21 protein-coding genes are annotated in these 22,111 nt (G+C 66.9%); 13 read left to right on the top strand and 8 right to left on the bottom strand.

Translation table 11 applies throughout. From position 1 onward, the window contains the following. Nucleotides 1–26: 26 nt before the first annotated feature. The 3 genes from JK358_RS01655 to JK358_RS01645 form a co-directional block, all read right to left on the bottom strand. Nucleotides 27–938: a carbohydrate ABC transporter permease gene (locus JK358_RS01655; protein WP_201942553.1), complete on the bottom strand. Its 912-nt coding sequence runs from the start codon at nucleotides 936–938 to the stop codon at nucleotides 27–29. Beyond that, nucleotides 938–1,912 carry a carbohydrate ABC transporter permease gene (locus tag JK358_RS01650; RefSeq protein ID WP_201943753.1) on the bottom strand — a complete coding sequence of 325 codons (975 nt, stop codon included), beginning with the start codon at nucleotides 1,910–1,912 and terminating at the stop codon, nucleotides 938–940. The genes JK358_RS01655 and JK358_RS01650 overlap by 1 nt, the downstream gene beginning before the upstream one ends. 96 nt (nucleotides 1,913–2,008) lie before the next feature. Then, nucleotides 2,009–3,310: an ABC transporter substrate-binding protein gene (locus JK358_RS01645; RefSeq protein ID WP_201942549.1), complete on the bottom strand. Its 1,302-nt coding sequence runs from the start codon at nucleotides 3,308–3,310 to the stop codon at nucleotides 2,009–2,011. A 233-nt stretch (nucleotides 3,311–3,543) separates the two neighbouring features. Between JK358_RS01645 and JK358_RS01640 the strand changes: the two genes are divergently transcribed. The 3 genes from JK358_RS01640 to JK358_RS01630 all read left to right on the top strand — a co-directional run bounded on the left by JK358_RS01640 (nucleotide 3,544) and on the right by JK358_RS01630 (nucleotide 5,400). Continuing rightward, on the top strand, nucleotides 3,544–4,380 hold the full coding sequence (locus JK358_RS01640) for a DUF2786 domain-containing protein (protein WP_201942546.1): 837 nt from the start codon (nucleotides 3,544–3,546) through the stop codon (nucleotides 4,378–4,380). After that, nucleotides 4,374–4,889 (top strand): TIGR04338 family metallohydrolase, encoded by a 516-nt coding sequence (locus JK358_RS01635; protein ID WP_201943750.1) that lies wholly within the window; start codon nucleotides 4,374–4,376, stop codon nucleotides 4,887–4,889. The genes JK358_RS01640 and JK358_RS01635 overlap by 7 nt, the downstream gene beginning before the upstream one ends. A 124-nt stretch (nucleotides 4,890–5,013) precedes the next feature. Next, nucleotides 5,014–5,400, top strand: a complete 387-nt coding sequence (locus JK358_RS01630) for a hypothetical protein (RefSeq protein WP_201942544.1) — start codon at nucleotides 5,014–5,016, stop codon at nucleotides 5,398–5,400. Here the strand turns inward: JK358_RS01630 and JK358_RS01625 are convergent. After that, on the bottom strand, nucleotides 5,394–6,377 hold the full coding sequence (locus JK358_RS01625) for an o-succinylbenzoate synthase (RefSeq protein WP_307817224.1): 984 nt from the start codon (nucleotides 6,375–6,377) through the stop codon (nucleotides 5,394–5,396). The two genes, JK358_RS01630 and JK358_RS01625, sit on opposite strands and share 7 nt — an antisense overlap. Before the next feature lie 1,277 nt (nucleotides 6,378–7,654). Here JK358_RS01625 and JK358_RS01620 point away from each other — a divergent pair. Both JK358_RS01620 and JK358_RS01615 read left to right on the top strand, forming a co-directional pair. Beyond that, nucleotides 7,655–8,365, top strand: a complete 711-nt coding sequence (locus JK358_RS01620) for a hypothetical protein (protein WP_201942542.1) — start codon at nucleotides 7,655–7,657, stop codon at nucleotides 8,363–8,365. Nucleotides 8,366–8,377: 12 nt separating this feature from the next. Next, entirely contained in the window at nucleotides 8,378–8,743 is a 366-nt protein-coding gene (locus JK358_RS01615; protein ID WP_201942540.1) for a hypothetical protein, read from the top strand. A 34-nt stretch (nucleotides 8,744–8,777) separates the two neighbouring features. Here the strand turns inward: JK358_RS01615 and JK358_RS01610 are convergent, their stop codons facing one another. Next, nucleotides 8,778–9,947, bottom strand: coding sequence for an acetyl-CoA C-acyltransferase (locus JK358_RS01610; protein ID WP_201942538.1), 1,170 nt, complete (start codon nucleotides 9,945–9,947; stop codon nucleotides 8,778–8,780). Between the two features lie 154 nt (nucleotides 9,948–10,101). On the opposite strand from JK358_RS01610, the gene JK358_RS01605 reads away from it, so the two are divergent. Further along, nucleotides 10,102–10,608 carry a winged helix-turn-helix transcriptional regulator gene (locus JK358_RS01605; RefSeq protein ID WP_232850573.1) on the top strand — a complete coding sequence of 169 codons (507 nt, stop codon included), beginning with the start codon at nucleotides 10,102–10,104 and terminating at the stop codon, nucleotides 10,606–10,608. 3 nt (nucleotides 10,609–10,611) lie between these two features. Here the strand turns inward: JK358_RS01605 and JK358_RS01600 are convergent, their stop codons facing one another. After that, nucleotides 10,612–11,715 (bottom strand): ABC transporter ATP-binding protein, encoded by a 1,104-nt coding sequence (locus tag JK358_RS01600; RefSeq protein ID WP_201942534.1) that lies wholly within the window; start codon nucleotides 11,713–11,715, stop codon nucleotides 10,612–10,614. Nucleotides 11,716–11,779: 64 nt separating this feature from the next. After that, nucleotides 11,780–12,244, bottom strand: a complete 465-nt coding sequence (locus JK358_RS01595) for a hypothetical protein (protein ID WP_232850572.1) — start codon at nucleotides 12,242–12,244, stop codon at nucleotides 11,780–11,782. A gap of 187 nt (nucleotides 12,245–12,431) precedes the next feature. Here JK358_RS01595 and JK358_RS01590 point away from each other — a divergent pair, with 187 nt between their 5' ends. The 3 genes from JK358_RS01590 to JK358_RS01580 are packed head-to-tail and all read left to right on the top strand — an operon-like array spanning nucleotide 12,432 to nucleotide 14,120. Next, nucleotides 12,432–12,761 (top strand): hypothetical protein, encoded by a 330-nt coding sequence (locus JK358_RS01590; RefSeq protein ID WP_201942532.1) that lies wholly within the window; start codon nucleotides 12,432–12,434, stop codon nucleotides 12,759–12,761. Beyond that, the gene (locus JK358_RS01585) at nucleotides 12,748–13,278 is read left to right on the top strand and encodes a DUF6879 family protein (protein WP_201942530.1); all 531 of its coding nucleotides are present in this window, start codon (nucleotides 12,748–12,750) and stop codon (nucleotides 13,276–13,278) included. The genes JK358_RS01590 and JK358_RS01585 overlap by 14 nt, the downstream gene beginning before the upstream one ends. Beyond that, complete coding sequence (locus JK358_RS01580; protein WP_201942529.1) at nucleotides 13,275–14,120, top strand: helix-turn-helix domain-containing protein; 846 nt, start codon at nucleotides 13,275–13,277, stop codon at nucleotides 14,118–14,120. The genes JK358_RS01585 and JK358_RS01580 overlap by 4 nt, the downstream gene beginning before the upstream one ends. On the opposite strand, the gene JK358_RS01575 is transcribed toward JK358_RS01580, so the two are convergent. After that, nucleotides 14,121–16,184: a heavy metal translocating P-type ATPase gene (locus JK358_RS01575; RefSeq protein ID WP_201942527.1), complete on the bottom strand. Its 2,064-nt coding sequence runs from the start codon at nucleotides 16,182–16,184 to the stop codon at nucleotides 14,121–14,123. 144 nt (nucleotides 16,185–16,328) lie between these two features. On the opposite strand from JK358_RS01575, the gene JK358_RS01570 reads away from it, so the two are divergent. From JK358_RS01570 to JK358_RS01555, 4 genes are all read left to right on the top strand, one after another. Next, a complete protein-coding gene (locus JK358_RS01570) occupies nucleotides 16,329–17,123 on the top strand; it encodes an LLM class F420-dependent oxidoreductase (RefSeq protein ID WP_201942525.1) in 795 nt (264 codons plus the stop codon). 45 nt (nucleotides 17,124–17,168) lie between these two features. Further along, a complete protein-coding gene (locus JK358_RS01565; protein ID WP_201942523.1) occupies nucleotides 17,169–19,007 on the top strand; it encodes an ABC transporter substrate-binding protein/permease in 1,839 nt (612 codons plus the stop codon). Beyond that, on the top strand, nucleotides 19,004–19,729 hold the full coding sequence (locus tag JK358_RS01560; protein WP_201942521.1) for an amino acid ABC transporter ATP-binding protein: 726 nt from the start codon (nucleotides 19,004–19,006) through the stop codon (nucleotides 19,727–19,729). Before JK358_RS01565 ends, JK358_RS01560 begins: the two co-directional genes overlap by 4 nt. 216 nt (nucleotides 19,730–19,945) lie before the next feature. Continuing rightward, entirely contained in the window at nucleotides 19,946–22,015 is a 2,070-nt protein-coding gene (locus JK358_RS01555) for a PhoX family protein (protein WP_201942520.1), read from the top strand. Nucleotides 22,016–22,111: the final 96 nt, after the last annotated feature.

The following is a 22,111-nucleotide window of genomic DNA, read 5'->3' as shown; positions in this document are numbered from 1 at the left end:
TGGACGCATGGGCCACGGCCGGAAATTTAGCTCTTTACGCCACCGGCGGTGAGACCGGAGATGATGCGGCGCTGGAAGAGCAACACCATGATCACCAGTGGAATGGTGACGATCGTTCCCGCCGCCATGATGGCCGCGTACGGCTGCACCAGCGGGTTGTTGCCGGAGAACCGCGCGACCGCGACGGTCACGGGCTCGGTCTTGTCACTGGAAAGCAGTCGCGCCAGCAGATATTCGTTCACCGACGCGATGAAAGCCAGAATGGCCGTGGTGAATACGGCCGGCGCGGCCAGCGGCAGCATGATCAGCCGGAAGGCCTGGAAGCGCGACGCGCCGTCGATGCGCGCGGCCTCCTCGAGTTCCCACGGCAGTTCGGTGAAGAACGAGGCCAGGATGTACACGGTCATGGGCAGCACGAACGAGATGTTCGGGATGATCATGGCCTGGTACTGCCCGATCCAGCCGAGGTTGGTGAACAGCTGGAACAGCGGCGTCACCAGCACGACCACCGGGAACATGGAGGCGCTCAGGATGAGCCCCGACACCACGTAGCGGCCCTTGAAGGTGAGCCGCGCCAGCGCGTACGCCGCCATGACGCCGATGAGCAGCGCCACGATCGTGGTGAGCGATCCGATGATGACGCTGTTGACCAGCGCCTTCCCGAAGTCGTTGCCGCGGCTGGTGTCGAAGGCGTTCTGGAAGTTCTCGAACGTGACGTGCGTGAACCACGGCGTGTTGTCGAACTGGTAGTCCGGATCGCGGAAGGCGGTGACGACCATCCAGTAGAACGGCCCGAGTCCCCAGACGAGCACGATCAGCGCGCCCAGGTAGACCCGGGCGCTCGCGAGCCGTTTGGTCCACGGAACCGCCTGCGGCACGACGTTTTTCGTCGGCTGCGCGGGCGGCGTCGGGCGAGCTTTGTCCATGTCGATACTCATCAGTGCGCCTCCCGCTGCTCTTCCTGGGTGCGAACGGCGTTGGCCCCCAGCACCTTCACCAGCAGGAACGCCACGGTGAAGATGAGCAGGAAGGTGATCACCGACAGTGCCGAGGCGCTGTTGGGTCCCTGCCGGACCTGATCGACGACCAGCATCGAGATGGTGCGGGTGTTCGGATTGGACTGCGTCATGATGGCCGGCAGGTCGTACATGCGCAGCGCGTCCATGGTGCGGAAGAGCACGGCCACCAGCAGCGCGGGTTTCAGCAGCGGCATGGTGATGTGCCAGAACCGCTGCCACGCGGACGCGCCGTCCACGCGCGCGGCTTCGTACACGTCGCCCGGAATCACCTGCAGCCCGGCCAGAATCAGCAGCGCCATGAACGGGGTGGTCTTCCACACGTCCGCGGCGATGACGGCGAAACGGGCGGGCCATTCGTCGGCGGTCCACAGGATGTGTGTGCCGAGCACCCGGTTCACGACGCCGTCGTACTGGAACATGAACTCCCACAGCCGCGCGGTGACGGCGGTGGGGATGGCCCACGGGATCAGTACGGCGGCGCGCAGCAGGGCGCGGCCCTTGAAGGTCTTGCCCATGATCACGGCCATGCCGAGGCCGATGGTGGCCTCCAGCGCGACCGTGATCACGGTGAAGAACAGGGTGACGCCGATGGCGAGCCAGAACTGCGAACCCAGGTTGCCGGTGGGGCAGCTGACGGTCTCACCGAGCGAGTTGGTGCACTGCTGCAGCAGCCAGTGCTTGAAGTTGTCGAACCCGGCGCTGCCGCCCTCGACGAACATGCCGGTGGCGGGGTCGAGTCCGGCGTCCTTCTGGAAGGACATGTACAGCGCTCGCGCGACCGGATATCCGATCACCACGGCCAGTGCGATGAGCACCGGCGTGACGAACAGCCAGCCCTTGGCCGTGTCGCTGAGGGGCGCACGGCGCTTGGCGGGCGAGGACTTCGGTTTCATGGCGGTCGGTTCGGGTGGCGCGAGCTCGGTCGCTCCCGAAGGACGTGACACCTTTTTCTCTCCTACGGGATGGACAACGGCGGGCGTTCCGTCGGGCTACGATCCGGCGGTTTCGATGCCCTTCTGCATCCCGACGATGGCGTCGTCGACGGACTTCGTGCCTGTCAGGGCAGCATAGGCGTTGTCCGTCACGGCTTTCGAGACGGCGTCGTAGAACGGGGTGACCGGTCGCGGCACCGCGGAGGCGATGGATTCCTTGAGCGCGGGCAGGTACGGCATCTTGGCGATCAGCGCGGGATCGTCGTAGACCGAGGCGCGGACCGACGGCAGCGCGCCGGAGGCGACGATGTGCTGGGCGTCTTCGCTGATCAGGAAGCGCAGGAAGTCCAGCGCGGTGGCCTTGTTCTTGGAGTAGGCGCTGATGGCCGCGTTGTAGCCACCGAGGGTGGACGCGCCGATGCCGTCCTTGCCGGGCAGCGGGGCCACGGCGAAACGGTCCTTGACCGCGGAGGCGTCGGATCCGGCGTCACCGTAGGAGGACGGCCAGCCGCGCATGAACATGAGCTTGCCGCTCACGAACGCGTTCTGCGACTCGGGCTCCTTGAAGGAAATGGCTTCCTTCGGGATGTCGCCGTTCTTGTAGGCGTCGACCAGCGTCGACAGGCCGGCGCGGGCCTGCGGCGAGTTCACGGTCGGGGTCTTGCCGTCGGGGCCGACGAAGCTGCCGCCGAAGGCGTTGATGACCTCGGCGGTGTTCACGGTCAGACCCTCGTAGGGCGCGAACTGGCCCGCGTAGCAGCCGATTCCGGCCTCGGTGGCCTTCGGGCACTGGGCAAGCAGCTCGGTCCAGGTCTTGGGGGCCTCGGTGACCAGGTCCTTGCGGTAGAACAGCAGGCCGCCGTTGGTGTTGCGCGGGGCGGCGTACAGCGTGCCGTTGTAGGTGGCGCTGGCGACCGGCGGGGACAGCAGGGTGGAGGTGTCCAGCGCGAAGGAGTCCTTCAGCGGCTGGATCCAGCCCTTGGCCGCGAATTCGGCGGTCCACGGGACGTCCATGGCGAACACGTCGTAGTCCGTGGACTTCGCGTTCAGGTGCTGTTTGAGGTCGTCGTACTGCTGGGAGGCGTCGTTGGACTGCTCCTTGAACGTGACCTTCTCATCCGGATGCGCGGCGTTCCACCGTTCGATGAGCTGTTTGACCGCACCGGTTTCGGTGGTGTCCTTGCCCTCGACGTAGGTGATCGGCCCGCGCCCGGTCAGGTTCTGCGAAATGGCATTGCTGCCACTGTCACTCGAACACGCGGTAGCGAACGTCGCTGTCAGCAGCGCCACGGAGGCGGCCGCGAAGGCCGCTCGCGGCACCAGCGACGATCGTAGGGACGACACCTTCTTCAAAGCCATCGCGGAAACTCCAGGGTCGAGACGTGAGCGGCGGCACACTCAGCCGTTTGCACACAGGAAGATACATGGTGGAAGTTCCCCGCGCCCCAACTACCTCGCCGAGTCCCGGCTAACCTCATGGTTCGCGGCCGGCTCGGTCTGGACTGACGGAGCGGGGGAGCGAAGCGGAGGAGCGGAGGAGGGAAGACCGAGCTTGCAGGCCGCGAACCCGCCCGGAGCGAAGCGGAGGGCAATTGAGCACAGACAAGATGCTGACCCGCATCGGGGGACTGCTGCGGCAGGCGGAGTCGACCGACAACGAGCACGAAGCCGAGGCGTTCCTGGCGGCCGCCCAGCGGCTGGCGACGCGATCCTCCGTCGATCTGGCGGTGGCGCGCTCGCACATAGCCAATCGGGAGAAACGCCCGGTTCCGGTGCAGCGTGTCGTTCCCATCGGCGAGCCCGGCAAGAAGGGCCTGCGCACCTACGTGCAGCTCTTCGTCGCCATCGCTTCCGCCAATGACGTCCGCTGCGATGTCGCCCGCACCTCCACGACGGTGTACGCCTACGGCTTCGACACCGATATCGACACCTGTGAGGCGTTGTACGCGAGCCTGCTCGTCCAGATGGTGCGAGCCTCGGATCACTACATCAAATCCGGTTCCTACAAATCGGCCACCACTCCGAAACTGGTGACCGAAACCCGCTGGGGTCGAAAGGTGGAGCGCAAGGTGCAGGCCCCGGTGGCCGCAGTGACCGCGCGCCTGAACTTCCAGATGGCGTTCGCCGCCCGCATCGGCACCCGTCTCGCCGAGGTCAAGGCCGATGTGGAGGCCGAGGCGGTGCGCACCGAATCCGGTGAGAACACCGCCACGGGAACAGCTCTCGCGCTGCGCGACAAGGAACTCGCGTTGAAGGATTTCTACACCAGTACTTCCGAAGCGCGCGGCACTTGGCGCGGCCCACAGGCCTCCGCGGGCTACTCCGCGGCCGCTCGCCGCGCCGGTGACCGCGCGGGCCGCAATGCCCGGCTCGGCAATTCTCCCGAATTGCCCGCCGCGCGTGGGAAGTTGACCGGATCCGGATCGTGACCCCGCGCGATACCCAACGCGCCAAGGTGTACGACGCCGAGGGGCTGGTGCGCGGAATGTTCGACCGCGCGGACGAATTGGGCGTGCGGACGGTCGAGGTGCACGGCTCCCGGCTGACGCTGCCGGTCGAACGCCGGTTCGCCTCGGTGGAGTCGGTGCAGACCTATGTGGACCGGGTGCTGGCCTTGAATTGGGTTCGCGCGCAGTGGAAAAAGGCGAGCAGTCCTGTTTCTGTGCGTTCCCGGGCCGGAGCGAAGGCCGCGCATTACGAATCCGAGGGCGCGGTGCTCGCCGTTCCCCTGCACGTGCGCGGAACCGCGTGGGCATTACGGGAATTGGTGATCCTGCACGAGATCGCGCATCATCTGGACCCCGCGCCGGCCGATTCCGCCCCGCACGGGCCGGAATTCTGCGAACGCTATCTGGAACTGCTCGACGGCGTGATCGGTCCCGAGGCGGCACTGCTCATGCGGACCACCATGTTCGGTTGCGGCGTCCGGACCGGATAACAGTTTCGAGGCACTGACCAGCGAGTTCCCCGGTATCGCCGAAGCCGTTGCCGGGCAGCGCCCCTAGCGTCGTCTTCGAAGCGACACGGGCAGCCGGCCCGAGTCCGGACGGGTGGGGAAACCGATGATCAAGAAAATTCTGCTGGCGACAGTGGTGCTCGGAACCGTGCTGGGGATCGTGGCCGGACCGGCGCGAGCCGATACCTTCAGCAGTTCCCGCTCCGGAAGTTGCTCCGGGACGGTGGGCAGCTGGGGCTATTTCTACGCCTACACCTATCAATACGCGTATATCGCCGGGCGCACCATAGAAAGCGAGAGCCACAGTTTCAGCTTCTCCGGATTCCTGTCCGGGGCCGAGAACGCCGAATTGCTGAAGGGTGAGGACCGCAAGTGGATCATCTACCGGTCGGGTGATTTCGACATCGCCGTGCCGTACGTCTCCGGCGCGGGTTTGTTCGTCCAGGACAACCGTCGCGTCGATCGTGACTGGATCAAGCTCTGCTCCTACTGAACCAGTCTGCGGACGCGATCGAGGCGCTGCCGCCACCAGGCGACGCGCTCCGGGTCGGGGTGCCGGTAGCGGTCGAGGAGTTCGGGGTCCGGGGTCGGAGGGGTCTTCGGGACCGGGAGCCCGCCGTCGACCGGACGGAGAGGTTCGGCGACGACGTCGCCGGTGAAGAGGGCGAGGGTGCCGAGGCCGCACGCATAGTCCAGTTCGGGAAGTGTTGCGGCCAAGGCGATCTGGGCTGAGAGACCGATGCTGGTTTCGAGGGCGGAGGAGACGACGCAGGGGAGTCCGGCGGCTTCGGCCACCTGAAGTGCACGGCGCACGCCACCGAGGGGAGTGCATTTCAGGATGGCGAGGTCGGCGGCTCCGGCGACGGCCACTCGCAGCGGATCCTCGGCGCGCCGGATGGATTCATCGGCGGCGATGGGCACATCCACCCGTCGCCGTACGGCGGCCAGTTCTTCGATGGTGCGGCAGGGTTGTTCGACGTATTGCAATCCGCCTGCGGCTCTGTCGATTCGCGTGATGCGGTCGACGGCGGTATCCACATCCCACACCGCGTTGGCGTCTACCCGGACGAATCCGTCGTTGCCCAGGGCGTCCCGCACGGCGGCCACCCGTTCGAGATCCTCGCCGAGCGAATCGGGATGGTCGGCGACCTTCACCTTGGCGGTGCGGCAGCCGGAGGCGGCGACGATCTCCCGTGCCCGTTCCGGGCCGACCGCGGGCACGATGCAGTTCACCGGTATCCGATCCCGCACGGGTCCCGGCCAACCGATGGTGGCCTGTTCGACGGCGGTGGCCAGCCAGCCCGCGGCTTCCCGATCGTCGTATTCGGGAAACGCGCAGAACTCTCCCCACCCCGCGGGTCCGGGAATGAGCATCCCCTCCCGCACGGTGATCCCCCGGAACCGCGTCCGCAGGGGAATGGCGTACACAACGGCGGATTCGTAGTCCGGGGCCTCGATGCGCTCGCTCACACCCGCGACCCTACTCACCAGCCGCCCGGTATTCGGAGTGGCAATGGATCTCGCACCCGGTCAGAATTCGGAGAAAGCACCGAACGATCCGGGGGGAGCCCAGCGCCATGAACTCGCAAGACCAACCCCGCCGCCCTGCCCTCGACCCCGATCGCCGCCCCGGCCCCCCGCAGCCCGCCGGCGGAATGACGCAGACCTGGAACATGGTGCCGCCGAACGATTCCGATGATGCCGCGCGGGCGGTTGGACAGGGGAGCACAGTGCCACCGGCACCCGACGATTCAGAAAAGCCCACCGTTTCCTCGGGCTCGAGCTCAGGCCAACTCCGCAACCCGATCCCCCCGCAGCGCCCCCCGGCTCCGCCCCAGGCGGCAGCCGGTGCCGGCCAGCCGCCTGCTCCGGGCGCCTCCGTGCCATCGCGAAATCCCACGCCACCACCGGGATCCGGTCCTCCGGGACAGTCACCGAACCTCGGAGCGCGGGCGGCTGGGCACGGGCAGCAGCTGCCACCGTCCCCCTCGGGCGAGTCGGAGAAACCCACCGTTTCCTCAGGCTCCAGTCGGCCGCCCACGCCACCCCCCATCCCTCCGCAACGCCCTCTCGCCCCTGCCGCTCCACCGGCGCCGAGTGGTGTCGGTCAGCCGCCCGCCTCGAACTCTCCGGCGCAATCCCGAAACCTCACGCCACCAACGGGATCCGGCCCGCCGAACGCCGGAGCTCCCCAGCCGCCGCGCGACGCCGGAGGCTCGCCGCAACCGCCGCGCGGCCCCGCTTCGCTGGGGCATCCCCAGGGGCCGGGTGGCCCACGCCATCCCCAGGGCGCGGGTGGTCCCGCGCACCCGCCGAGTTCGGGTGGTCCCGCACAGGGACAGGGTGGCCCGGCTCAGTCGTATGGTCCAGGCGGTCCGTCCCGTCCCGCCCCGGCCGCTCCGGGGCAGTCGCGAGATTCGGGTGGTCCCGCGCAGCCTCATGGGCCCGCACGCCCCGGGCAATCGCCCGGCTCCGCCGGTCCTGCGCAGCAATTCGGTTCCGGTGGGCCCGCGCAGTCGCCTGGTTCCGATGGTGCTCAGCACCCGTATGGACCAGGACCGGGTGGTCCCGGGCAGTCGCGTGATTCCGGATCGAATCGCCAGGCTGCGCCGTCCGGGCCGGGCAGGCCCGGGGGCGTTGATCAGCCGCCGCGTCCGGGCGCGCCGGGTCGATCGGCGGGGCCGATGACACCGCCGCCGTTCCCTCCGGGTTCACCTGGGCCACACTATGATTCGGGTGCCTCGGCATTGCCGGGGCAGGGGTGGTCGCCGGGTGCGCCGGAGCAGGTCGCGCCTGCCGGTGCGCCCAACACCGCGGGCAGGGGGATGCCCGCGCAGCCGTATCGGCCCGCGCCGCCCGGTCCGGGTGCACCGGCCCGGCCGTACGATTCGGGTGAATTCGGCGCGGTGGCACAGTCGTTCGGCCCGGACGGGTCGATGCGGTCCGTGGGGCTGGAGAAGCCGGGCGCGGCCGGTGTCGAGGGCACGTCGGTTCTGAGCGAGGACGAGGTGGAGACGGCGAAGCGGCCGCTGTCGTCGTTCGGTGATCTTGCCGCCGAGGGTGATTCGAGCCGGCAGTCCGCCGCTGGGCTGGGCGCTCTACCGCTGCGCCGGAAGAATGTGCTCATGGCGGCGGGCGTCTACGGCCTGGATATTGTGCTGGCCTTCGTATTCGGATATCTGCTGCTGGGCAAGCTGTCCGGGCTGATCTCCAATCGCTGCACGGCCAAGCGGGATTTCTCCGTGCAGTGCGATGTGATCCAGCCGCCGACCTCGGGTCTGCTCGGCCTGCTGCTCGCGGGCGGCGGAATCTCGCTCGCGCTCATGGGCGCGCTGATCCTGGCGTCGATCGCCGCGGTGACCCGTCGCAATGCCCTGTTGTGGACGGCCATCGCGCTGCCGGTGATCGTGGTGTCCGGATTCGGCGGCTATCTGCTGGTGAGCAGCGCGGCCGCCTGACCTCCGCGACGTGTGACCGGCGGCCGCCGTGGGCATTCCACCGATGTGGTGGAGTGGTGGCGGCCGCCGGGTCGCCCGTTGGATCTCGTACTCGCCGCACTGGTCTACGTGCTGGCGTGTGGCACAGCCTGGTTCGTCGCCCTGATCGTGCCCGAGTACGAGTTCTTGGTGAGCGACAGGGGCGGCAGCAGCTACCTTCCGCTGGCCTTCACCGTGGCCTGGTTCGGCCTCATCGCCACACTCATGTTCATACCGCTGTGGACCCTGCACGCAATCCGGCTCGGCCAGCGGGCCTGGCCCACCACTCTGTTGGCGTTCCCGCTGATCGCCCTGTCCTGGGTAGCGGGATTGCTCATCGCGATGGTGGGAGTGTCGTAGCTCCGGTCCACCGTCACCCGGCAGTTGTTCCGGTTCACAGTCGTTCGTAGATGGTGGCGTTGGCCAATCCGCCTGCCTCGCACATGGTTTGGAGTGCATAGCGCCCGCCGCGTTCCTGGAGGGCGTGGACGAGGGTGGTGGCCAGCCGGGCGCCGGATGCGCCGAGGGGGTGGCCCAGGGCGATCGCGCCGCCGTTGACATTCACCTTGGCGAGGTCGGCTCCGGTGTCGTGCGCCCAGGCCAGTACGACCGAGGAGAAGGCCTCGTTCACCTCGAAGAGATCGATGTCGGACAGCTGAAGTCCGGCGCGCTGCAATACTTTTCGAGTGGCGGGGATGACGGCGGTGAGCATGAGCAGCGGATCGTCTCCCGCTACCGCGAAGCTGTGTACTCGGGCCAGCGGGCGCAGGCCCAGTTGCGCGGCGCGTTCGCTGGTCATGATGAGGACGGCGGAGCTGCCGTCGTTGATCTGGCTGGCGTTGGCGGCGGTGATGTTCCAGCCGATCTGCGGGAAGCGGGCCGCCATCTCGTCGCTGTAGTAGGCGGGGCGCAGTCCGCCGAGGGTTTCCAGGGTGCTGCCGACGCGGATGCCCTCGTCGACGGTGACGCCCGCGAGGGGCGCGAGCTGCGCTTCGAACGACCCGTCTTTCGTTGCGCGGGCGGCCTTTTCGTGGCTGGACAGCGCGAACTCGTCGAGCTGGGTGCGGGTGAGATTCCATTTCGCCGCGATGAGTTCGGCGCTGATGCCCTGCGGGACGAGTCCGTCCGGATAGCGTTCGGCGAACCCGACCCCGGCGATGTCCTGAGCGCCGATCATGTTGGCTCCCATGGGAACCCGGCTCATGGATTCCACGCCCGCCGCGACCACGATGTCGTAGGCCCCGGCGATGACGCCCTGTGCGGCGAAGTGGATCGCCTGCTGGCTGCTGCCGCACTGCCGGTCCACGGTGGTGGCGGGCACGGATTCCGGGTATCCGGCGGCGAGGGCGGCGCGCCGGGTGAGGTTGCTGCCCTGTTCGCCGACGGCGGTGACGACTCCGCCGATCACGTCGTCGATGAGTGCGGCGTCGATCCCGCTGCGGCGCACGACTTCGCGCAGGCTGTGCGCGAGCAGGTCGGCGGGGTGGACGCCGTGCAGGGCGCCGGTGGGCTTGCCCTTGCCGATGGGGGTGCGGACGGCTTCGACGATGACTGCGTCTCTCATGACTGAACCCTTCTCGCTGCTGCCCACCCGATCGGGGGTTCGGGGGCGGAGCCCCTGAGGGTCCCGGGAGTGGGAACATCTGGCTTCGTTGCTCTGAAGCCAGGTTATGCCCTAGCCATAGTGGACGCAAGTCAGCATCTGTATGATTGTCGGCATGTCATTCGTGCTGGAAGGAACGCTCAGCGATCTGAGCTCGTGGAAGCCCGAGGGATGCTCGATCGCCAAGGCGATGGATATTGTCGGCACCCGCTCGGCGATCCTCGTCCTGCGCGAGGCCTACTACGGCACCACGCGCTTCGACGGTTTCGCCGCCCGCGTGGGCGTCACCGACGCCGCCGCCTCGAGCGCGCTACGCAAACTCACCGAAGCGGGCCTGCTGGAGAAACGCCCCTACCAGGAGGAGGGCAAGCGAACCCGCAACGAGTACATCCTCACCGAGATGGGCCGCGACCTGATCCCCGTGGTCGTCGGCCTCTGGCAGTGGGGCGACAAATACCTCCAGGACGGCGTCCCCCCGCTCGAGCGCCTGGAAGATTCGACCGGCGACCCGGTCCGCGTCGAACTCCGCAGTGCCTCCGGGGCCGAGGTCGCCCCGGAGAACCTGCGCGTCCGCGTCAACGACGACTGGCTGGACCGCAAACGCCGTCGCAAGAAGCCCTGAACCTCAGTTCAGCCGTCGCCCGTCCTCGGGCGCGAAGAAATAGATGTGCTCGGTATCGGCGGTGAGCGTCAACCGCGATCCCTTGGCCGGCGGGTTACGCCAATCCGCCCGCGCCACAATGGTTTCCTGCCCGCTCTTGTCCAGCGCCCGCCCGTACACGTACGCGTCGGACCCGAGCTCCTCCACCACGTCGACCTCCATGGTGATGCCGACCGGCTCCTTGCTGAGCCCGTTCCCGCCGGCATTCCCGGTGATCTCGAAGTGCTCCGGCCGAATGCCCACGACGACGGACCCGTTGCTCGCGTCCGCGACCGACCGCGGCAACGCCAGCCGGTACCCGCCGAGGTTCACGGCCCCCTGATCGACGGTGAGCGTGAACAGATTCATGGCAGGCGACCCCATGAACCCGGCCACGAACAGATTGGCCGGATTCCGATACAGATCCCGCGGCGACGCACACTGCTGCAGCAGCCCGTCCTTCAGCACCGCGACCCGATCACCCATGGTCATGGCCTCGACCTGATCGTGCGTCACATACACGGTGGTGGTCCCCAACCGCCGCTGCAACTGCGCGATCTGCGTCCGAGTCTGCACCCGCAGCTTCGCATCGAGATTCGACAGCGGCTCATCCATCAAAAACACCTGCGGCTGCCGCACGATCGCCCGCCCCATGGCCACGCGCTGCCGCTGTCCACCCGACAGCGCCTTGGGCTTGCGCTCCAAATACTGCTCGAGATCGAGCAGCTTCGCGGCCTCCCGCACCCGCTCCTCCCGCTCAGCCTTGGCCACCTTCGCCATCTTGAGCGCGAACCCCATATTCTCGGCCACGCTCATATGCGGGTACAGCGCATAGTTCTGGAACACCATCGCGATATCGCGTTCCTTGGGTTCCGCGTGCGTGACATCCTTGTCGCCGATGAGAATCCGCCCGGTGCTCACCTCCTCGAGCCCAGCGAGCATCCGCAGCGACGTGGACTTCCCACATCCGGAAGGTCCGACGAGGACCAAGAATTCGCCATCCTGAATCTCCAGATTCAGGGCATCGACAGCCGGTTTCACAGACCCCGGGTAAAGCCGGGTCGCACTGTCGAAAGTAACCGTAGCCATGCTGAATACATCCCTTCACCGGCAGGAACGTGCCGGACGATCCGAGTAGAGGGTTTCGCACATCCTAAGCAGGATGCGGCCACTCCGCAGCGCCCGGGTACACAGGGATCACCTCCACCCGCCGCCCCAGCCCCTCCGGCACCCGCCCACCCTCGAAATGCCCGAGCCCAGGAACGATGACGGCCTCCGCATCCAGCCGAGTGATCTGCGCCCGCAGCCTGGCCAACGGTGGCCGCCCCGACCCCGGGTCGTAAACCACCATCCCGGAAAAGTCATACCCCAGCCGCCCAGCCAACCGCCGAATCTCACTCTCGTCCCACAACTGCCCGATCCCGGAAACATCGGTCCGCAGATACCCGAGACACGTTGGCCGGTAACGCATGTCGTCCTCCCGATGTCCGTCTTGCTTCGGCTCGCCAGGTGGGCGGTACTCCAGGTAGATTCCCGGGCCGCCGTCGTCCTCGTCCCCATAGCCGTTCAGCTCCACCAGGCCACCGGGAAACTCCGCGATCCTTGTCCGCCTGGTCATTTCGCCCCTGTCAACGGTGGAGTGGTGCGCTTCCTTTCGACGCTAAGCGGGCGATCGGTGGCAACGCCATGAACTTGCTCGAGTTTGCGAGTTGAGGTCTGTTCTGGCCCGAAATGGTCGTGAGCGGAGGAACATTGCGACTGGGGGCAGGAAGCTCGCGCACAATTGTCAACAACTAGGACTGATCATGTTGGAGTCGTTGCGTTTGCTGGGCCGGAACGGATCACCATCTGGTGCGTGTCCAGCCCTGTACGAAGCTGGTCCCGATGTCTTCCTGATAGTGGGCTGGTTGACAGATACGGTGGCGACCGTCGAAATCCCGCACGGGTTGCTCGGATTCGCTGAGCACGACCGGTTCATCGGTGCCCCGCTTACCGATACGGGGCGAGGTACGTTCATCTTGAAGGGCGAGCCGGTGACCGATCAGGAGACCATCGCCGTACTCGCGCTCGAAGGGAACGAGACTGCGGTTGTGGTTCCCCGTTGCAAGAGGACGTATTTCGGTGCAGCTGCTTGATATCGAGGGTGTCAACAACCTGGTCGGCAATAGCGAGAAGGAGGCCTTCCATCTCGAACTGCTGGACGATTACGAATCGCCCGGGGGTGATGCGCCGTACCGCAACTGGCTTGCTGGAGGCCCGGAGGACGACTACGCCTGGTTTCAGGATTGGCTGAGTCTGGTGCGTGGGATGACCTCTCGAGGTGCGGTGATGCGACGGGTTCGTGTCGCCACGGTCCCCCTCAGCGACTACCAGCGATGGATGCTGGAAGTCACCTTCAACAACATCGATGCCGGTGAGGACATCAGGTATCTGCCGAGGCATCTGGCCGACGCGCATCGGCTCGGCACCGATGACTGGTGGTTGGTGGATGACGCGATTGTGTCGTTCACCCTGTTCGACCCGGCCGGAAACTGGGTCGGCGGGGCGGTGACCACCGACCCGCGAATCGTGGATCTCTGCAGGCAGACTCGGGACTACGTGTGGCCGATGGCCATCCGGTACGGCGAGTTCCAGAAGTCGGTTTCGGAGTGACTCACGGCGGCGCCGCGCACGAACAACGGCAGGCTCTCGGGGCGCGTCTCCGGGAGCTTCGCCGTGACGCCGGACTGACCGGCCGCAAGCTGGCCGAGTCGGCAGGCTGGCACGAGTCCAAGACAAGCAAAATCGAATACGGCAAACAAACTCCCTCGGAGGTCGACCTCCGAACCTGGTGCAGGCTTACCGGCCGCCTGGATCAGCTCCCGGATCTGATCGCCTCCCTGCGCAATATCGAGGCCGCGTACCTGGAATTCCGGAGGGTCCTGGGTACCGGAACGCGGCGTCGTCAGCGGATGATCTCCCATATCGAGCACGAGACCAAGGTCATGCGATGGTTCGAGCCTTTGCTCATCCCGGGACTCCTGCAGACCCCCGGTTACATCGCGTGGGTTCTGGGCAGGGTGATCCGGTTCTACGATGTCCCCGACGACCTCGAAGCAGGTATGACGGCGCGGATCGAGCGCCAGCAGGTGCTGTATCGCGGAACCCGCCGCTTCTCATTCTTGATCGCCGAGCAGGCGCTCTATACAACAGCCGGGGACGATTCGGTCATGGTCGAGCAACTCGATCGGCTTCTCACCGTAATGGCTTTGCCTCGAGTGCAATTGGGCATCATCCCGCGCACCGCCGTCTGGGAAACGGTGACGAACAACTTCGTCCTCTACGACAACCGGCTGGTCCTCGTCGAGACGACGACCGCCGAGCTCACTATCACTCAGCCGCGCGAGATCACCCTGTACGGAAGGCTTTTCGATGTTCTTGCGGGGCAGGCGCTTACCGGCGGCGCAGCGCGCGAGCTGATCGCTCGCGCGCTGGAATCACGCCGTAGCGGGTGATCAGGCTCCGGGGCGGGATTCGTGTTCTATGCCTTCGTGTTCGGCGCCGCGGCGGAAGCGGAGGAGGCGGAGGGCGTTGAAGACGACCAGGAGGGTGGAGCCTTCGTGGATGAAGACCGCGGGGCCGATGGGGAGGCCGAGGAGGGTGGCGGGGACCAGGCCCGCGACGATTATCAAAGCCACTGTGAGGTTTTGGCGGATGATCGTGGCGGTTCGACGGCTCAGGGCGACCGCGAAGGGGAGGCGGCCGATGTCGTCGGTCATGAGGGCTACGTCGGCGGTTTCGAGGGCTACGGCGGAACCGCTTGCGCCCATGGCGATTCCGACGGAGGAGTTGACCATGGCGGGGGCGTCGTTGACGCCGTCGCCGACCATGGCGGTGCCACCCTTGGCCGTCAGGCGGCCGATCATTTCGACTTTGTCTTCGGGGAGGAGGCTGCCGTGGGCGGCGTCGAGGCCGAGGCCGTCGGCTACCGCGTCGGCTACTCGTTGGTTGTCGCCGGAGATGACTACCAGGTCGGTGATGCCAAGGGCGCGTAGGCGTTCCATGACGGCGGCGGCTTCGGCGCGGGGGGTGTCCATGACGCCGACGACGCCGAGGTAGACGCCGCCGGAGCGGACGATCATGGTGGTGCGGCCCGCCGCGTGCAGGCGTTCGACGGTGGTGAGGATGCCGGTGGGGAGGCCGTCGGAGTCGAGTTCGTTGAACATGGTGGTGTTGCCGATTTCGGTGGGGACACCGTCGACCAGGGCGGTGACGCCTCGGCCGGTTACCGAATTGACCTGGGTGGCGGTGGTTTCCGTGTCGGCGGGGACCAGTAGAGCGAGGTCGCGGGTGATGGCCGAGGCCAGGGGGTGATCACTGTAGGACTCGACCGCGTAGAGCGTATCGATCAACTGTTCGCGCAGTTCGGGGCGGCTGGGTTCGATATCGGTGACGCGGGGCTGGCCCCAGGTGAGGGTGCCGGTTTTGTCGAAGGCGATGGATTTCACGCGGCCGAGGGATTCCAGTGGGCCGCCGCCCTTGGCGAGGATGCCGGCCTGGGCGGCACGGGCCACACCGGCGAGCACGGCGCTGGGGGTGGCGATGGCCAGCGCGCAGGGGCTGGCGGCGACCAGGACGACCATGCCGCGGTAGAAGCTGTCGGTGAAGGGTTCGGTGAGAACCCAGGTGCCGAAGGCGATTACGGCGAGCACGCCGAGGATGACGGCGGGGACGTAGAACAGCTGGAAGCGGTCGATGAAGCGCTGGGTGGGGGATTTCTGGGTTTCGGCGTCGCGGACCATGGCTATCACCCGGGCGAGGATGCTGTCCTCGGCGCGGTTGGTGACCATGACCTCCAGCACTCCGGAGCCGTTGAGCGTGCCCGCGAAGACGCGCTGTGATTCGGGGATCGGGGTGCGCGCGTTCAGTGCCGCGCTGGGATCGGCGACGGGTTGTTTCTCGACGGGGATGCTCTCGCCGGTGACGGCGGATTCGTCGACGGCGCTGACGCCCGCGACCACGACGCCGTCCGCGCTGAGCCGCGAATTGGGCCGCACCACAATGACATCGCCGATACGGAGGTCATCCACATCGACTTCGTCGATCTGATCGGGCCCGCGTCGCACGAGGGCGATGCGCGGGGCCAGTTCGGCGAGTGCCGCGATGGAGCGCTGCGCCCGGCCCATGGCGTATTCCTCCAGGGCGTGGCCGAGGCTGAACAGGAACAGCAGGACCGAGCCCTCGGCCCATTTGCCGACCGCCGCCGCGCCGACGGCGGCGACGAGCATGAGGAAGTCGACTTCGAAGCGTCCGCGCCGGACCGTGTCGATCGCGGTGCGCACGGTGAAGAAGCCGCCGAAGACGTAGGTGGCCAGGAAGAGTCCGGTGGACAGCCAGGACGGGCTGTCGAAGACGTAGCGCGCGAGCATGCCGCCCGCGTAGGTCACGCCGGAGGCGATGGCGAAGGCCATCTCGGCGCGGGGGCCGAGCAGGCCGCCGTGCCCATGTCCGTGTCCGTCGTCCGCGCTGTGGCGGGTGGGGCCCGCGCTGCCGGACCGTTCTTTCGCCGTTGTGCTCATACGGACACCGTAGCATCAATACATGCGAATGTATGCATGTGTTTCTTCGGGAGTGAACGCGACCGAGCCCCATCCGGCGGCGGTTCCTCCGGATCGGTAGCCTCGAATCGAGCCGGGAATCCCCTTCGTGCCGAGGAGCGCCAGATGAGCCGTCCCGTTCGCATCGGAGTTCAACTCCAGCCACAGCATGCCCCCGAGTACGGATTGATCCGTGACGCGGTGCGCCGCGCGGAGGACATCGGGGTGGACATCGTCTTCAACTGGGACCACTTCTATCCGCTCTACGGCGATCCCGAGGGCGCGCATTTCGAATCCTGGACCATGCTCGGCGCGATCGCCGAACAGACCGATCGCGTGGAACTCGGCGCGCTGGTGACCGGCGGCGGCTACCGCAATCCGGACCTGCTGGCCGATATGGCGCGCACGGTCGACCACATCAGCGGTGGCCGCCTGATCCTCGGTATCGGCGCGGGCTGGTTCCAGAAGGACTACGACCAGTACGGCTACGAATTCGGTACGCCCGGAAAGCGTTTGGCGCTGCTCAAGGAGTACATGGCGCGCATCACCGATCGCCTGGCGAAGCTGAATCCGCAACCGGTGCGGGATATTCCGATCCTCATCGGCGGTGGCGGCGAGCAGAAGACGCTGCGCCTGGTCGCCCAGTACGCCGACATCTGGCACAGCTTCGCCGATCTCGAAGTGCTGCAACGCAAGTCGGGCATTCTCGCCGATCACTGTGCGGAGGTGGGCACCGATCCGGCGGGTATCGAGAAGTCGGTGAGCTGGCCGGGCGCGGCCGAGGCTCCCGCCTTCGTCGCGGCGGGCGCGACCCTGTTCACCGTCGGCGTCGGCGGCCCGGACTACGACCTGAGCACCGTCGCCGAGGCGATCGCCTGGCGTGACAGCTTCAACCCGGAGTCGGTCGTCGGCATCTCCTGACCGCAAGTCCGGATCCGCGCACCCGTCCCATTAGGCTCATTTGCCATGGTTTGCTTGCGCACGGCCACGGCCCGCCGATCAGGGCGGCGACCCCGCTTTTCGGCCATCGCGGGGTTGTTGCTGGTCACCCTGGTGGGATCGCTGACCCTCGGAACGGGGGCGGCCGTCGCCGCACCCGACAGCGGTGATCAGTGTTCCCCGCCCGGCCTGTCGGCCACCTCCGCGCTGCCGCCGAATCTCGCGACCGGGAATTCGGCGGCCTCGTCGGACAAGTACACGACGGCCACCACCGAGCCCCTGGATCGCATCGACGCCGGCAAGCTCGGCCTCATCACGCCCGGCAAGCTCACCGTTGGCACGATCTCGGACGCCCCGCCGAGCATCTGCATCAATTCCAAGGGCGTGTTCACCGGTTTCGACAACGAGCTGCTGCGTGCCATGGCCGCGAAGCTCGGCCTGCAGATCGAATTCGTGGGCACCGAGTTCTCGGGCCTGCTGGCGCAGGTGGCCAACGGCCGCTTCGACGCCGGCTCGTCCAACATCACCACCACCGACGCGCGCCGTCAGCTGGTCGGCTTCACCAACGGCTACGACTTCGGCTATTTCTCGCTGGTCGTGCCGGACGGCAGTGCGATCGAGGGTTTCTCGGATCTGAACCGCGGCACCCGGATCGGCGTGGTGCAGGGCACCGTGCAGGACGACTACGTGGTCAACGAACTGCACCTGGATCCGGTGAAGTTCCCGGACTACAACACCGCCTACGCGAATCTGAAGACCGGTCAGATCGACGCCTGGGTGGCCCCGTCCGCGCAGGCGCAGGGCGCGATCAAGCCGGGTGACGGCACCTCGATCGTGCAGAACACCTTCAGCCTCAACAACTTCGTGGGTTACGCCACCCGCAAGGACAATCAGCCGCTCATCAACGCGCTGAACTCGGCGCTGGACGCGGTGATCGCGGACGGCACCTACGCGAAACTGTACGAGGACTGGGTGCCGCGGGAGGTCCCGCCGGGCTGGAAGCCGGGTTCGAAGGCCGCGCCCGCGCCGGTGTTCCCGGATTTCGCGCGGATCGCGGCGGAGAACGCCGCCAACCGTCCGGCGGAAGCCACTGTGGTGCAACCGAAATCGACGCTGCAGCAGTTGAAGGACACCTTCTTCGACTGGTCCCTGTACAAGAAGGCGTTCCCGGATCTGATCAAGACAGGTTTGCCGAATACCCTTGTCCTGGCGCTGGTCTCAGGTGTGCTGGGCACGATTCTCGGCATGCTGCTCGCGGTCGCGGGCATCTCCCGCACTCGCTGGTTGCGCTGGCCCGCACGGGTTTACACCGATATCTTCCGTGGTCTGCCCGCCGTGGTGATCATCCTGTTGATCGGCCTGGGCGTCGGCCCGGTGGTCAAGGGCATCACCGGCAACAACCCGTACTGGCTGGGCGCGGTGGCGCTGGCCCTGCTGGCGGCCGCCTACATCGGTGAGATCTTCCGTTCCGGCATCCAGTCCGTGGAGGCGGGGCAGCTGGAAGCGGCCCGCGCCATCGGCTTCGGCTACCGCCAGGCTATGACCCTGGTGGTCATTCCGCAGGGTGTGCGCCGGGTGCTGCCCGCACTCATGAACCAGTTCATCGCGCTCATCAAGGATTCCTCGCTCATCTACTTCCTGGGACTCCTCGCCACACAACGCGAATTGTTCGCGGTGGGCCGGGATCTCAACGCGCAGACCGGAAATCTGTCCCCGCTGGTGGCGGCGGGCCTGATGTACCTGCTGCTGACGGTGCCGCTCACGCACCTGGTGAACTACATCGACAAGCGGCTGCGCACGGGCCGCGAGGAGCGGCCGATCGACCCCGTCGAGCAGGCTGTGATCACGGAAGGTCGTGGCGCATGAGCGCATCACTCACCGGTACCGGACTGCATCTGACACTGGGCCGCAATCACGTACTGCGCGGCGTGGACATCCATGTGGACGCGGGTAGGACGACGACGGTGATCGGCCCGTCGGGTTCGGGAAAGTCCACGCTGCTGCGGGTTTTGAACCGCCTGCACGAACCCGACGAGGGTGACATCCTGCTGGACGGCACATCCGTGCGCACCGAGAATCCGGATGTGCTGCGGCAGCGCATCGGCATGGTGTTCCAGCACTTCAACCTGTTCCCGCATATGACGGTCGCGGACAATATCGCGCTGGGTCCGCGCAAGCTGCACAAGCTGTCGAAGGAGCAGGGCCGCACGCTCGCGCTGGAGCAGTTGGAGGCGGTGGGCCTGGCGGGCAAGGCCGATGCCCGGCCCGCGAATCTGTCCGGCGGGCAGCAGCAGCGGGTCGCGATCGCCCGCGCGCTGGCCATGAAGCCGCAGCTCATGTTCTTCGACGAGGCCACCTCGGCGCTGGATCCGGAGTTGGTGAAGGGCGTGCTGGCGCTTATGGCGGATCTGGCGAAGGGCGGTATGTCCATGATCGTCGTTACGCACGAAATGGGTTTCGCCCGTTCGGTTTCCGATCGAGTCGTGTTCATGGATCATGGGCAGGTGGTCGAAACCGGTACGCCCGACGCCCTGTTCGACAATGCGGAAACCCCGCGCCTGCGCCAGTTCCTCTCGCAGGTCCTGTGACCGAGCTACTGATTTCGTGAGATCCGGGTAACTCGCCGGGGACGTCCAGAATCGGGTCGGCTCCCCACCGCCGGCACGCGTCTGTGCCGGTCGACGGCTCTCAGCCGGGCGCAAAAGGCGCGGAGAGGCGGGTTAGCCGGATGTTCACCTCCAGCTTGCCTACGGCTTTCCTGAGCTGTTTACCGTGCGCCCGACGACCAGAAACGGGAGCATGCAGTGAGCCTCAAACCCCTCGCCCTCTTCGTGAAGCACGACGGCGCCTCGTCGCGCTCCGCCGTGACCTGCCAATACAAGTGCGGCAACGCGTGCTTCCACGAGGTGCCCAACACCTCCAAGGGCGAATACTTCGGCGATATCGTCGCCGCCATCTCGCGCCGTCGCCTGTTCCAGGGCAGCGCCGCCGTCGTGATCGGGGTCGGCGCGGGCAGCGTGCTCGCCGCCTGCGGTGACGACTCCACCGAGAACACCGCCGTCGAGAAGAACCCGGGCACCGGCGTCGGCACCACCTTCGACGTGGTCGCGCCGAACAAGGAAGACGCCCTGGTGGTTCCGAAGGGCTACGAGCAGAACGTGGTCATCCGCTGGGGCGACCCGGTGCTGCCGGACGCGCCGGCCTTCGATATCGCCAAGCAGTCGGCCGCCGCGCAGGCCAAGCAGTTCGGCTACAACAACGACTACGCGGCGCTGCTGCCCATCGCGGGCAAGGACAATGCCTTCCTGCTGGTGGTCAGCCACGAGTACACCACCGAGACGCACATGTTCCTGGGCTACAACCCGGACGCGCCGACCCGCGAGCAGTTCGAGACCGCCCTTGCCGCGCACGGCCTTTCGGTGGTCGAGCTGAAGGGCGAGCAGGGCACCGGCAAGCTCACCCCGGTCATGGGCCAGTACAACCGCCGCCTCACCGGCACCAGCGAGTTCAAGCTCACCGGTCCGGCCGCGGGCACCGACTTCGTGAAGACCTCGGTGGACCCGTCCGGCACCAAGGTGCTGGGCACCCTCAACAACTGCTCCGGCGGCGTGACCCCGTGGGGCACCGTGCTTTCCGGTGAGGAGAACTTCAACCAGTACTTCGCGGGCGTGCTCGCCGACCCGACCGCCCAGGAGCGCGGCAAGCGCTACGGCCTCGGCCACCCGGGCGCCGGCCAGGGCGAGGTCTCGCGGCGCTGGGAGACCTTCGACAAGCGTTTCGACGTCGCGCAGGAGCCGAACGAGTCCAACCGTTTCGGCTACATCGTCGAGGTCGACCCGTGGGATCCCACCGGCACGCCGGTGAAGCATTCGGCCATGGGCCGTTTCAAGCACGAGTCCGCGAACATCTACGTCACCTCCGACGGCACCGTCGTCGCGTACTCGGGTGACGACGAGCGGTTCGAGTACATGTACAAGTTCGTCTCCAGCAAGAAGATCCAGCCCGGCGACACCGCCGCGGCCCGCAAGGCGAACATGACCATCCTCGACGAGGGCACCCTCTACGTCGCGAAACTGACCGGGGATCACCCGGATCAGATCGACGGCACCGGAAAGCTCCCCTCCGACAAGGGTTTCACCGGTAAGGGTCAGTGGATTCCGCTGCTGGAGACCGCCGCCGACGGCAAGGGCCGCTCACTGGTGGACGGTATGACCGCCGCCGAGGTCGCGGTGTTCACTCGCCAGGCCGGTGACAAGGTCGGCGCGACCAAGATGGACCGTCCCGAGGACTTCGAGCCGAACCCGCTCACCGGCAAGGTGTACGTGGCGCTGACCAACAACAGCAACCGCGGCGCCGAGGGCAAGGCCGGCGTGGACGAGGCGAACCCGCGCAAGTCGAACAAGAACGGCCAGGTCCTCGAACTCGTCGACGATCACAAGGGCACCTCGTTCACCTGGTCCCTGCTGCTGGTCTGCGGTGACCCGGCCACCGCCGACACCTACTTCGCCGGTTACGACAAGACCAAGGTCAGCCCGATCTCCTGCCCCGACAACCTGGCCTTCGACCCGCACGGCAACCTGTGGATCTCCACCGACGGCAACGCCCTCAAATCCAATGACGGCCTGTTCGCGGTGGTGCTCGAGGGCGACAAGCGCGGCGAGACCAAGCAGTTCCTCACCGTCCCGCTCGGTGCGGAGACCTGCGGCCCGATCGTGACCAAGGACCGCGTCCTGGTAGCCGTCCAGCACCCGGGCGAACTGGAGGGCGCCAGCGCCGACAAGCCCGGCTCGCACTGGCCAGACGGCGGCGCCTCCGTCCCGCGCCCGGCCGTGGCCGTGGTGTGGAAGTCCGGCGGCGGCGAGATCGGCGTCTAGCCAACCGCTTTCGTGTGATGAGCCGACCCGGGACCAGGTCCCGGGTCGGCTTTCCTATCTCCGGTGGTGGTGAAGTGATCTGATCGGTGCTCGCCG

This window comes from Nocardia acididurans, assembly GCF_016741815.1.
Taxonomy (GTDB): Bacteria; Actinomycetota; Actinomycetes; order Mycobacteriales; family Mycobacteriaceae; genus Nocardia; species Nocardia acididurans.
This window is presented reverse-complemented; position numbering and strand designations above follow the sequence as displayed.